11 protein-coding genes are annotated in these 12501 nt (G+C 43.1%); 6 read left to right on the top strand and 5 right to left on the bottom strand.

Features of this window, described 5'->3' with window-relative positions; translation table 11 throughout:
• The first annotated feature begins 11 nt into the window (after positions 1-11).
• The 3 genes from moaA (at position 12) to HCJ54_RS00555 (ending at position 2227) form a co-directional block, all read left to right on the top strand.
• A complete protein-coding gene (moaA, locus tag HCJ54_RS00565) occupies positions 12-1013 on the top strand; it encodes a GTP 3',8-cyclase MoaA (RefSeq protein ID WP_036067455.1) in 1002 nt (333 codons plus the stop codon).
• Positions 1014-1083: 70 nt separating this feature from the next.
• A complete protein-coding gene (locus HCJ54_RS00560) occupies positions 1084-1644 on the top strand; it encodes an NADPH-dependent FMN reductase (protein ID WP_036067456.1) in 561 nt (186 codons plus the stop codon).
• Between the two features lie 16 nt (positions 1645-1660).
• On the top strand, positions 1661-2227 hold the full coding sequence (locus tag HCJ54_RS00555; protein WP_187136243.1) for an LOG family protein: 567 nt from the start codon (positions 1661-1663) through the stop codon (positions 2225-2227).
• Between the two features lie 45 nt (positions 2228-2272).
• On the opposite strand, the gene HCJ54_RS00550 is transcribed toward HCJ54_RS00555, so the two are convergent.
• The 5 genes from HCJ54_RS00550 to def all read right to left on the bottom strand — a co-directional run bounded on the left by HCJ54_RS00550 (position 2273) and on the right by def (position 7666).
• Positions 2273-2758, bottom strand: coding sequence for a MogA/MoaB family molybdenum cofactor biosynthesis protein (locus HCJ54_RS00550; RefSeq protein WP_036067459.1), 486 nt, complete (start codon positions 2756-2758; stop codon positions 2273-2275).
• 13 nt (positions 2759-2771) lie between these two features.
• Positions 2772-3767: a ThiF family adenylyltransferase gene (locus HCJ54_RS00545; RefSeq protein ID WP_187136242.1), complete on the bottom strand. Its 996-nt coding sequence runs from the start codon at positions 3765-3767 to the stop codon at positions 2772-2774.
• Between the two features lie 93 nt (positions 3768-3860).
• Entirely contained in the window at positions 3861-4295 is a 435-nt protein-coding gene (gene aac(6') / locus HCJ54_RS00540) for an aminoglycoside 6'-N-acetyltransferase (protein ID WP_187136241.1), read from the bottom strand.
• 138 nt (positions 4296-4433) lie between these two features.
• Entirely contained in the window at positions 4434-6911 is a 2478-nt protein-coding gene (locus HCJ54_RS00535; RefSeq protein WP_187136240.1) for a LapB repeat-containing protein, read from the bottom strand.
• 203 nt (positions 6912-7114) lie between these two features.
• Positions 7115-7666: a peptide deformylase gene (gene def, locus HCJ54_RS00530; RefSeq protein ID WP_185409568.1), complete on the bottom strand. Its 552-nt coding sequence runs from the start codon at positions 7664-7666 to the stop codon at positions 7115-7117.
• 808 nt (positions 7667-8474) lie between these two features.
• Here def and pdhA point away from each other — a divergent pair.
• From pdhA to HCJ54_RS00515, 3 genes are all read left to right on the top strand, one after another.
• Positions 8475-9590 (top strand): pyruvate dehydrogenase (acetyl-transferring) E1 component subunit alpha, encoded by a 1116-nt coding sequence (gene pdhA, locus HCJ54_RS00525; protein WP_185409567.1) that lies wholly within the window; start codon positions 8475-8477, stop codon positions 9588-9590.
• A gap of 2 nt (positions 9591-9592) precedes the next feature.
• Positions 9593-10570 carry an alpha-ketoacid dehydrogenase subunit beta gene (locus HCJ54_RS00520; RefSeq protein WP_036077442.1) on the top strand — a complete coding sequence of 326 codons (978 nt, stop codon included), beginning with the start codon at positions 9593-9595 and terminating at the stop codon, positions 10568-10570.
• 292 nt (positions 10571-10862) lie between these two features.
• Complete coding sequence (locus HCJ54_RS00515) at positions 10863-12497, top strand: dihydrolipoyllysine-residue acetyltransferase (RefSeq protein WP_187136239.1); 1635 nt, start codon at positions 10863-10865, stop codon at positions 12495-12497.
• Positions 12498-12501 lie beyond the last annotated feature (4 nt).

The following is a 12501-nucleotide window of genomic DNA, read 5'->3' as shown; positions in this document are numbered from 1 at the left end:
AGGTAGATATCATGCAATTATTAACCGATCGCTTTGGACGCGTCCATGATTATATCCGCATTTCCGTCACCGACCGTTGTAATTTACGTTGTGTTTATTGTATGCCCGATGAAGGTATGACGTTCCTACCTCACGAGAAAGTCCTATCCAAAGATGAGATTGTGGACTTCATGAAAATCATGGTCGGCTTTGGCATCAAAAAAGTCCGTATTACAGGCGGTGAGCCACTTTTACGAACCGATATCGTGGACATTATCGCAGGTATCAGCGCCATTCCAGAAATCGAGGATATTGCGGTAACGACAAACGCGATGTATCTCGTCAAAAAAGCAGAAGCCTTGAAAGCAGCTGGTTTAACGCGTGTCAACATCAGCTTAGATTCCCTACACGAAGACCGTTTTAAAACCATTACACGCGGCGGCAAGCTTCAAAAAGTACTAGACGGTATCGCGAAAGCAGAAGAAGTCGGATTTTTCCCGATTAAACTGAACGTCGTCTTGATTAAAGGTCAGAACGACGATGAAATTTTAGATTTCCTGCAATTTACGAAAGATAAGGATATCAACATTCGCTTTATCGAGTATATGCCGATTGGTCATGCTGGCGACGGTTGGAAAAAGCAGTATTTGTCACTACAAACGATTTTTGATGCTTGTGAAGAAGCTGGGCTTTCATACAAACCAGTGGACTCGATTCGCGGCAACGGTCCATCTGAAAACTATCGTTTAGAAGGAGCAAAAGGCACATTTGGCCTGATTCACCCAGTCAGTTCCCATTTTTGCGCTAGTTGTAACCGGTTGCGTTTGACTGCAGATGGCTACATTAAGGCGTGCCTGTATTGGGATGAAGAAATGAATATTCGCCCGTTCATTGATGACCCAGAGAAATTGATGGCACTCGTGCAAAAGTCCATCGATAATAAACCGGAAAGTCATGAGATGGCGATTGCCTTGCAGGACGAAATGCAATCGCACAAACCAACGACGAGGCGCATGAGTCAAATCGGAGGATAATGAAAAACGCCAAAGTCTGTGTCTCATTTTCGAGATGCGGGCTTTTGCGTCATAAAAGGAGTCGTGAAAAATGTCTGAAAAACCAAAGATAGGCCTCATTATCGGAAGTAACCGACCAACACGCGTCTGCCGTACGGTGGCAGAATGGGCGATGAAAGAAATGGAACACGAAGCGCTAAACCTGAGCCTGATCGACCTTGCCGAAATCAACTTACCATTTTTAGACGAACCAGAAATTCCAGCACATCATAACTACCAACAAGCACACACGAAGGCTTGGAGTGACTTAATCAGCGGCTACGATGGCTTCGTTCTCGTTTTTCCGCAATATAACTGGGGGTATCCCGCCGTCTTAAAAAATGCGTTGGACTTCCTATATGATGAATGGCGCGCGAAACCGGTGAGCATCATGTGCTACGGCGGACATGGCGGTTTCCAAGCAACGCTTAGCATGAAGCTCGTGACGCAAGGTTTACATATGCACAATATGGCGACCAACCCACCGCTTGACATTTCGGATGAGATGTTCGATGCATCCGGCCAATTTAAAAACATTGAAAAAGACTTCGCGCCCTATAAAACCTCTTTACAAGCAGTATCCAATGAATTCGCGAACCTTTTAACCAAATAGATAGGAGTTGCCACATTTGAATTATATCGCCGTATTTTGTGGAGCAAGCATGGGGAACAGCCCAATATACCAAGAAGCGACCGTAGCACTCGGAAAGTGGATTGCAGAAAAACACGATGGCCTCGTTTACGGTGGCGGAAAAGTAGGTCTGATGGGCGTGCTCGCAGATCAAGTTTTAGCAAGTGGCGCTGAGGTGATTGGCGTCATTCCAGAGGCGTTGAAAAATAGAGAGATTGCGCATGAACGGTTGACGGAACTGCATGTCGTTGCGAATATGCACGAAAGAAAAGCACAAATGATTGCCTCGGCGAACGTATATATTGCTATGCCTGGCGGACCAGGAACGCTAGAAGAAATCACCGAAGTTATTTCATGGGGAAGAATTGGTGAGCATACGAATCCATGTATTCTATACAATGTGAATGGTTATTATGATTTGCTCGGAAAGCTTTACGACAAAATGGTAGAAGAGGGCTTTTTAACACCAGCCGACCGTGACAAAATTTTGATATCGGAATCACTGGATGAGATCGACCAATTTATAGCTTCTTACGTGCCTCCAATGATTCGTACCTATAAATAACGCAAAAAATCCTAGCGATACGCACACCGCTAGGATTTTTTAATTCTATTTTCGACGTTCTGCCAAGAAGTGTGGCAATTCTGGAATAATGAGTTGGTTAATCGCAAGTCCGCAAGCATTGGATGAACCAGGAAGAACGAAAAGCAACACATTATCGAGCGTAAACCCGGCAAAAGCCCGTGACAACATCGCCCGTGTTCCAATCTCTTTGTAACTAAGCATCCGGAACAGCTCGCCAAAACCGGGAATCTCTTGTGCAACTTGGTCCCACAATGCTTCAAAGGTCACATCGCGCACAGCAATACCTGTACCCCCATTTGAAATTACACAATCACATTGCGGTTTCAATTTGGCGAGCCCTTCGTTGATCAAGAAATCATCATCCTTCACAACAATGCGTTGCGTCACAACGTGTCCCGCCGCTTCAAGCGCTTCCGCGAGCAACTGCCCACTTTTATCTGTATCCAAATTCCTCGTATCACTAATGGTCAAAATGCCAACCCGAGCCTGAATAAATTCCTTCTGTTCCATGTTTTGCGCCTCCTCAAATTTCATTAAAAAAGTGCTGATATTGCTTCTTCGCTATCATTAAATCATCCGTCCCGTGCACCAACACACGCCCATTTTGAAAAACGGTGAAATCATATCCCTGAAAACAAAACGTCAAAACAAAGCGATTCGTTTGAAAAATAATATCCTGATTTTGAAGTACCATCTCTAGCTCGCGAAAATCAATCGCCGAACCAATCTGAAACTGCACCGTATCACGCCCGCAAAGTAGAACTGGCTGCTTTGAAAACAAAATCTCAGCCGTCTCACCGCGCACACAAACCGCACAATCAGGATTCCGCTTTACACCAAACGCTTGAAATGCCATCTCCCAATTATCCATCTGATAATACTTCGCGCTTCGTTCCCCAAGCAACAGCTTCGTCAAAAGTGACACTTGAAGCCCCGCAAGCATCGGAATAAGCGCACCATGAACCCCGATAATATCACAACTCGTCTCATTAAAAAGCGGCATTTTCTCCATCAGGCAATGCAAACAAGCCGTCTCACCAGGAATAATCGGCATCACATTCGCAAATGTCCCCGCGCACGACGCAAAAACCCACGGTACTCGCTGATCCAAGCACCATTGATTCAAAAAGCGCCGCGTCGCAAAATTATCCGTACAATCCAAAACCGCGTCCACATTTCCCGCAAAAGGCAACAACGACTGAGGATTCGCATCATCCACCAAGAAATCAATCTGAATATCCCGATTAATCGCGCGTAACGCTTTTGCTGCCGCCCACGCCTTCGCCTCTTTTTGCATCGCGTCCTGTTCCGTAAACAACGTCTGCCGTTGCAAATTCGATAATTCCACAAAATCACGATCCACTAAAATAAGCCGTCCAATTCCCATCCGAGCCGCAATTTCCGCTGCATATGTACCAATCGCACCAATCCCAACAATCAGAACCGTGCTCGCCTGCAACGTCTCCTGTCCTGTCTTCCCAATCTGAGCGACCCGCATTTGCCGATCATAACGCTCCATATGAAACACCTTCTTCCTGCTCTTCCATTTTACCAGAAAACCGCTTACGAAGCTGTAAAAAAGAGCGGAATCAGGGAATTGCCCATCTAGAATTTATAGTCTCTTTGTAAAGCAGATAATTCGGTTTGCTTCCTTAAAATCCATCGCTCGATGAAAATGAAAACTACTATCATTTTCTAATTCACAATCGCTGGCAAACTCGGTACACCCTTGCTGCTTAGCCCATTTTTCACACGCAGATAACAATTCCTTCGCATATCCTTTATGTCTATATTCCGCCTTAACAAAAATCCCCTCTAAGTATCCAACAGGACTGGTCGCTGTTCCTTCCACATAATCATGTCTTAATTGACACTGCGCAAATCCAACAGGCGTATCTTGATCATATTTCAGAAAAAATTGCACGTTCCCTCGGTAAATTATTTCCGAAAACTCCTCCATCAAATCTTGAACTACTTGCCCGCTCCACAACATAACAGCTAAATTTGCTATGTGTTCTACATCATCTTGCCCTGCTTCCCTAATCAATTTCGCAAACCTCCAGTCTTTCTATTTTTCCTATTCCCATTATAACAGTTTCTAATAAAAGAAAAGACTACAATAAAAAAATCCCTAAAGACTAGATAACGTTTTTCTTGTCATCCAATCATCAGAGATTTCCCAATGTCAACTTCTTTTTTTCAACAATAGCGCTCCTGCAATAAGTACAATCCAACCAAATCCAGCAAGCGGAAGCGAGGAATCACCAGTCTCAGGTAAGCGTTGCACGTTCTGCGTTTTATCTGAATCTATCTGACTCTTGGTTGGTTTCGTCTTATCAGGATGTGTTGGCTCAACAGGCTTAGTAGGGTCATCGGGTTTTGACGCAATCACATGAACCGTCACTTTCACCGGAACCGCAGCAACCCCATCCGAATTCACTGCATTCAGAGTAACCACATAATCACCAGCAACCCCTAAATTTACCACACTCGCAAAATCAGAAGAAACAATACCATCATTGCTAGCACTGGCTTTATCATCCTTCAAAAACTGTGCTGCACTCACCGTCGCGTATTGCTGATAAGTCACATCACTATTCGCGGAAATCACGGGAACAGCCGAGCTGACAATTTTGACAGTCACACGTACTGGTTTTGCGACGTTCCCAGAACTGTCGGTGGACTGCAAGGTGACAGTATACTCGCCAGGAACGGCAAAATTAACGGCCGTTTCAAAGTCAGATGTGATTGTGGAACCATCATCCGTTTTTGCTACAATACTATCCAAAAAGTCGGCTTCACTCACCGTTTGATCGATGTCATAAGTGACAGTAGGAGAGGCGGTGATCACAGGAGAAGTCGTATCAACAATATGCACAGTAACGGTCACCGGAGCTGCGACATTCCCATATTGATCCGTCGATGTTAGCGTGACCGTATAATCACCAATCACATCTGAATGGACTACATCCGCAAAATCCGAAGTAATCGCGGAACCATCATCTGTTTTGGCGTGGATATCTTGAAGGAAAATAGCTTCATTAAGCATGCTGCCAGATTCATACGTATACGCACTATCCGCCGTTATCACAGGAGGAGCAGTGTCCACTACATGCACCGTGACCGTCTGTGGAGGCGCAACATTTCCCATACTATCCGTAGAATTTAAAGTGACCGTATAATCACCAACCACGTCCAAATCTACAGCCGTTTCGAAATCAGAGGTAATGACAGAACCATCGTCCGTCGTGGCATGGATATCCAGCAAAAACTGACTAGCAGTTACGGCTTCATGTTGCTCATAAGTAAAGTTAGAATCGGCGGTAATAACTGGTGGCGTCGTATCTGGAATTAGAGGTACGGTAACAGTACCATGGTAATTTCCAGTACCATTCCCAAGCGTTACAGTTTCAAAAAATGAATATGTGACCTTCAATTGATTCGTTAATCCAGTCCAAGTAATTGTTGGGGCGGAATAGGTTCCTCCATTTGAAATCGTGTATGGCGCTAATTGATTACCACTGATACCGGTGATTGTCATTTCTGTTATACTAAGTGGATCGGTCGTGTTCACAGCAGGCATTGTAAGCGTTTGTGAGTCAAAACGGAAAGTATTGAGGTTGGTTAAATTAGCAAGCGGGCTAATATCGCTAATATGATTGCCAACCAAGCTTAAAGCCCCCAATTGGGTTAATCCACTTAAAGGTGTCACATCTGAAATATTGTTATTTATTAAATCTAAAGAAGTGATGTATTTTAAATGTTCCATTCCAACTAATGAAGTAATACCTTTGTTCAGTGTTTCAGCGGTACTCAAAGATACAATCGTATTCAAATCAGCTTGATTCACGACATCTGTTACATTTTTCCCTAATTTAGTTGCGATGACCTGCGCCAACATTGCATCTGGAAAAACCGTATTAATCGGTCCAATCGGATCATATATTATATTCTGTGTTGGTTGTGTCACTGTTCCATGAAAAATACCAATAGCATTTCCGTTAACAACAACATCCTGCTGGAATCGAAAACTAAGACTAGTTTGTGTCGTTAGGCCATTCCAAGTTACATTAGGGCTACTGTAACTCCCACTATTACTTATGTTAAAAATTGTAGTTGGAATACCACCGCTCATATTTTTCAGAACACCTGTTAAATTTAATACGAAAGAACCGTTATTCGAAGCCTGTGGTACAGTAATAGTCTGAGAGTCAAATCGACCACTCGCCAAATTGGTAAGTCCGGCTATGGGTGTAATATCACTAATATGATTACCAACGACGAACAGAGCAGTGATATTAGTAAGTCCAGCAATCGGTGTTAAATCACTAATATTATTACTGCCTAGCCTTAGATCTTGCAAATTGTGTAAATTCTGCATGCCATCAAGCGAAGTTATTCCTTTGCTTGAACCTTCCGCAGAAGAAATGCTTGTAATGGTATTCAAATCAGCCACAGTCACCGTATCAGTGACCGTTTTGCCAAGCTTGGTAGCAATCACTTGCGCGAGTGCGGCATCGGGAAATACTTGATTGATAGGTGCTGGTAAGGTTGCGCTAAGTGGTGATTCCGCCGTCACTTTGGCGTTCGTACTTAGCCCAATACTCCCGAATACGATGACAATACAAATCAATAATTTCAACCCATTATGCAAATATTTCATTACAAATCCCCCTAATTTTTTTGTACAAGCTTCTATGTAGTGTTCACTAAACTTGAAATAGCTTTTAGCCATCCATACCCTCTTTTGTTAAAAATAACACAAAAAAGGTACTAAAAATATGGGAGGTTGTAAATGATAAGAGTCCGCTTTGAAATAAAAAGCAGGCCGAACTATATCAAATAGCTCGGTCTGCTTCGTCTTAGTTATTCATAAATTGTCACATCAGGCGGTAAATAGGAGGGATTTTCCTTATTAATATGATCATAAAACATAATCCCGTTTAAATGATCAATCTCGTGCTGCACCACAATCGCAGGATACCCCTTCAAACGCAATTTCAACGGCTTCCCATCGATATCAAAAGCTTCCACAGTTACACGCGCACTGCGCACGACGAAACCAGGAACCTCACGATCAACAGAAAGACAGCCTTCACCACCGCCTAGACATGCATTTTCCACGGAATGACTACGAATCTTTGGGTTGTATAAAATATAGCTGTATAAACGATCATTGTCATCATGCACATGAATCGCAATCAAACGCTTGGAAACAGCAATTTGTGGCGCAGCAATACCGACACCAGCACGCAATTCGTGTTCCTCAGCGATTTCAGGATCTTGACTATTAATGAGGAACTCTAACATTCTTTGACCAGTTTTCTTATCTTCATCCGATAGCGGGAAAGTGACCGGCTCCGCGACAGCGCGCAAAACAGGATCTCCTTCACGGACAATATCATCCATTGTAAGCATTATTTTCTCTCCTGTTCTAATAAACTTATCTCCATTTTACCAAAAAAAGCCCGCGTTGGGAATGAATTTTACTTCCAATTCCTATCGAAAAGAGTAAATGCTAAGGATGAAATAACTTTTATGTTAGAATATAGACACTAAAAAGACGAACGTTAAAAACAGTAGTTAGCATATTGTTCGCCATGTCGAGCTGTTATATAAATATATTTGTTTGTGAATTCACAAACAAAAGAAAGCCGTTTCAAATAAAATTCGAAAGATGAAGCCTAAGCCATCTTTGCTTTATTATATAACAGTTTCATTTGAGAAACACAATTCCTAATACAGTTTTCGAAAACGAATGATGGGGCGTAAAACCTTGGTAATACAATAAAAACAAAGTGAGCTTAAGTTATTGACGAATGCAGATGGATGGTGTAAATTAAAGAGGAAGATTGGTGTATTAATAGTAAGGCGTTTAAAAAATATAACAGCGAAGTCTAAATCCAAGCGATCGCCGCGAAGCGAGGTGAATTTGTGAATGTGAAGGTATTTCGTATCTTTTTTCACAAACTCATCCCAAAACCATGTTTTCAGTCCTAAAAGATTGGGAATAGGCAAGAAGATGGGCAGATGGCACTGTGCATTATTTTTGAACGAACCGAATAATACACGAATCCAGTTAGGAAAATTGAGAAGCGAACCATGCATTGTATTGCTTGCCTGACAAGCGGAACTTTTGCTACATTATACGTAGTGGAAAGAATAACTAATGTTTGCGCATTCAATTCTTAAAAATATTTCAAACCAGAAGGGAAGAGATTACACGATGGCTTCTAAAACAAAGAAGACTGTAGTAGATGTGAAAGAGCAGTTTAAAGCTGTTGCCGATCAATTTGAATTGGTCCAAATTTTAAATGAAAAAGGAGAGGTTGTTAATCCTGACTTGATGCCCGACTTAACAGACGAGCAGTTAGTAGAATTAATGACACGCATGGTTTGGACACGTGTTCTTGACCAACGTTCGATTTCCTTGAACCGCCAAGGTCGCCTAGGTTTCTATGCACCAACAGCTGGACAAGAAGCTTCACAACTGGCAAGTCACTATGCATTAACAAAAGCAGATTACGTGCTTCCTGGTTACCGTGATGTACCACAAATGATTTGGCACGGCCTTCCACTGACAAAAGCTTTCCTATTCTCACGTGGCCATTTTGTCGGAAATCAATTCGCAGACGACTTAAACGTTCTATCTCCACAAATCATCATCGGTGCACAAATCGTTCAAGCTGCCGGCGTTGCTTTAGGACTTAAGAAGCGTAAAAAAGACGCAGTTGTCATCACATACACAGGTGACGGCGGATCTTCACAAGGTGATTTCTACGAAGGTATGAACTTCGCAGGTGCCTATAAAGCTCCAGCAATCTTCGTTGTACAAAATAACATGTTCGCGATCTCAACACCACGCGAAAAACAATCTGCTGCAGTAACACTTGCTCAAAAAGCAGTTGCAGCTGGAATCCCAGGCGTTCAAGTAGACGGTATGGATCCACTAGCAGTATACGCTGTAACGAAATTTGCGCGTGATCGTGCCGTTGCAGGCGATGGCCCAACATTGATCGAAACAATGACTTACCGTTATGGTCCACATACACTTTCAGGTGATGATCCAACTCGTTACCGTACAAAAGAGCTTGATGGCGAATGGGAACTCAAAGATCCAATCGTTCGTTTCCGTACTTTCCTAGAAGCGAAAGGGCTTTGGAACGAAGAGAAAGAAAACGCAGTAATCGAACAAGCAAAAGAAGAAATCAAAACATCGATTAAAGAAGCTGACGCTACACCGAAACAAAAAGTATCAGATCTTCTTAAAAATATGTACGAAACACCAACTGCTCCAATCAAAGAGCAACTGGCAATTTTTGAAGCGAAGGAGTCGAAATAATCATGGCGCAAAAAACAATGATTCAAGCGATTACAGATGCGCTTGCAGTAGAACTAAGAAATGACGAGAACGTCCTCGTTTTCGGTGAAGATGTAGGTAATAACGGTGGCGTTTTCCGTGCTACTGAAGGACTTCAAGCTGAATTTGGCGAAGATCGTGTATTCGATACGCCACTTGCAGAATCAGGTATCGGTGGTCTTGCTATTGGTCTTGCACTAGAAGACTTTCGTCCAGTTGCTGAAATTCAATTCTTCGGTTTCGTTTTTGAAGTAATGGATTCTGTTGCTGGTCAAATGGCACGTATGCGTTACCGTACTGGTGGTACTCGTACTGCTCCAATCACAATCCGTGCGCCATTTGGTGGTGGGGTTCATACGCCTGAACTTCATGCGGATAACTTGGAAGGCCTAATGGCACAATCACCTGGTTTAAAAGTTGTTATCCCATCAACACCATACGATGCAAAAGGTCTTTTGATCTCAGCAATCCGCGATAACGATCCAGTTATTTTCTTAGAGCACATGAAATTATACCGCTCATTCCGTCAAGAAGTACCAGAAGGCGAGTACACAATCGAAATCGGTAAAGCAGCCGTTCGTCGTGAAGGTACAGACGTTTCTGTCATCACTTATGGCGCAATGGTTCAAGAATCTGTGAAAGCAGCAGAAGAACTAGAAAAAGAAGGCGTATCTGTTGAAGTTATCGACCTTCGTACAATCAGCCCATTGGATGTAGACACAATCATCGCTTCCGTTAAGAAAACGAATCGCGTAGTTGTCGTTCAAGAAGCGCAAAAACAAGCAGGAATCGCTGCTAATGTTATCGCTGAAATCAACGACCGTGCCATCCTTTCCCTAGAAGCGCCAGTGATGCGTGTTACAGCACCAGACAGCGTCTTCCCATTCGCACAAGCAGAAACAGTTTGGTTACCAAACCATAACGATATTGTTGAGCGTATTAAAGAAGTACTAGCGTTTTAATTTGAAAGGCTGAACACGCCCGTTTATGTTGATAAACTTTCAAACCGTCGTTTGGTTTGATTTAGTGAATCAATAGGCAGTGGAGCAACGCGAGACTGACAACCCTCTACTTGAGAGGCGCCGCAATAAAAACCCATACTTGGTTTTTGTGGAGGGCGTGAAGTTTTCGAGGAGTTGGCTGGTGAAGCTAGATCCGAAGGCGCCAAACAAGACGTTTCTTGAGTTTGTTACTTTAATTTAGAACAGACTCAAAAACGTCCTTTTATAAACTAAATCAGGAGGCTTTTAAAAAATGGCATATTCATTTAAATTACCGGACATTGGTGAAGGTATACATGAAGGAGAAATCGTCAAATGGTTCGTAAAACCAGGCGACAAGATCGAAGAAGACGCGTCCCTTTTTGAAGTTCAAAATGACAAATCCGTTGAAGAAATTACATCTCCCGTTACAGGAACTGTCAAAGAAATCCTTGTCGGTGAAGGCGTAGTAGCGACAGTTGGACAAGTTCTAATCACGTTTGATGGCGTTGAGGGCCATGAAAATGATGCAGAAGAAGCGCCAGCAGCACCTGCTTCTACACCAGCAGCGGCTCCAGCACCAGCAGGTGGAAAAGGCATTTACGAATTCAAATTACCGGACATTGGTGAAGGAATTCATGAAGGCGAAATCGTGAAATGGTTCGTAAAACCAGGCGATCAAATTGAAGAAGACGCTACCATTTTCGAAGTTCAAAATGACAAATCTGTCGAAGAAATTACATCTCCTGTCGCAGGAACTGTAAAAGACATTTTAGTTGGTGAAGGCGTAGTAGCAACAGTTGGTCAAGTGTTAATCACATTCGAGGGCGACTTTGAAGGCGAAGCAACAGCGGACCACTCTTCTACTCCAGAATCTCCAGCAGACACTGCAAAACTTGCAAATAATAACGCAGCACAAGCGCCAGTATCAGGTGGAAATGGTACGCCATCATCGCAAAAAGATCCAAACGGTCTTGTTATCGCGATGCCATCTGTACGTAAATATGCACGTGAAAAAGGCGTAGACATCCGTCAAGTTGCAGGATCAGGCAAAAACAACCGCGTGCTTAGCGCAGACGTTGATGCATTCCTAAATGGCGACACAGCAGCAGTAGCAACAAGCGAAGCAGCTCCAGTAGCGGCATCACAAGAAACTGCAGCAGCGAAACCAGCAGCTGCATCAGCACCAGTTGTTAGCGGTGGAACATACCCAGAATCACGCGAGAAATTAACACCAACACGTAAAGCGATCGCGAAAGCAATGGTTAACTCGAAACATACTGCGCCACACGTAACGCTAATGGATGAAATCGAAGTTTCTGCTTTGATGGTTCACCGGAAACGTTTCAAAGACGTAGCAGCTGAAAAAGGAATCAAACTTACTTTCCTACCTTACATGGTAAAAGCGTTAGTAAACACATTGCGTGAGTTCCCAGTGCTCAACACGACACTTGACGACGCAACAGATGAACTAGTTTACAAACATTATTTCAATATCGGTATTGCAGCAGATACAGATCACGGTCTTTACGTACCAGTTATCAAAGACGCTGATAAAAAATCGATTTTTGCAATCTCTAGCGAAATTAACGAATTAGCTACAAAAGCACGCGACGGTAAATTGACTGGGGAAGAAATGCGTCATGGCTCTTCTACTATCTCAAATATCGGATCAGCTGGCGGCCAATGGTTCACACCAGTTATCAACTACCCTGAAGTTGCCATTTTAGGTGTAGGTCGTATCGCAGAAAAAGCAATCGTTAAAGACGGTGAAATCGTAGCAGCACCAGTACTTGCTCTATCGTTAAGCTTCGACCACCGCGTAATCGACGGCGCAACAGCTCAAAAAGCTATGAACAATATCAAGCGGTTATTAAATGACCCAGAACTTTTACTAATGGAGGCGTAAAAAA

This window comes from Listeria grandensis, assembly GCF_014322885.1.
Classification (GTDB): domain Bacteria; phylum Bacillota; class Bacilli; order Lactobacillales; family Listeriaceae; genus Listeria_A; species Listeria_A grandensis.
Note: the sequence above shows the minus strand (reverse complement) of the source record. Positions and strands in the feature narration are given on the sequence as shown.

What these genes read in the sequence shown, in the direction of transcription:
- moaA (WP_036067455.1), top strand. Translation starts at nt 12, where the DNA reads ATGCAATTATTAACCGATCGCTTTGGACGCGTCCATGATTATATCCGC.
- HCJ54_RS00560 (WP_036067456.1), top strand. Translation starts at nt 1,084, where the DNA reads ATGTCTGAAAAACCAAAGATAGGCCTCATTATCGGAAGTAACCGACCA.
- HCJ54_RS00550 (WP_036067459.1), bottom strand. Translation starts at nt 2,758, where the DNA reads ATGGAACAGAAGGAATTTATTCAGGCTCGGGTTGGCATTTTGACCATT.
- HCJ54_RS00545 (WP_187136242.1), bottom strand. Translation starts at nt 3,767, where the DNA reads ATGGAGCGTTATGATCGGCAAATGCGGGTCGCTCAGATTGGGAAGACA.
- HCJ54_RS00535 (WP_187136240.1), bottom strand. Translation starts at nt 6,911, where the DNA reads ATGAAATATTTGCATAATGGGTTGAAATTATTGATTTGTATTGTCATC.
- def (WP_185409568.1), bottom strand. Translation starts at nt 7,666, where the DNA reads ATGCTTACAATGGATGATATTGTCCGTGAAGGAGATCCTGTTTTGCGC.
- pdhA (WP_185409567.1), top strand. Translation starts at nt 8,475, where the DNA reads ATGGCTTCTAAAACAAAGAAGACTGTAGTAGATGTGAAAGAGCAGTTT.
- HCJ54_RS00520 (WP_036077442.1), top strand. Translation starts at nt 9,593, where the DNA reads ATGGCGCAAAAAACAATGATTCAAGCGATTACAGATGCGCTTGCAGTA.
- HCJ54_RS00515 (WP_187136239.1), top strand. Translation starts at nt 10,863, where the DNA reads ATGGCATATTCATTTAAATTACCGGACATTGGTGAAGGTATACATGAA.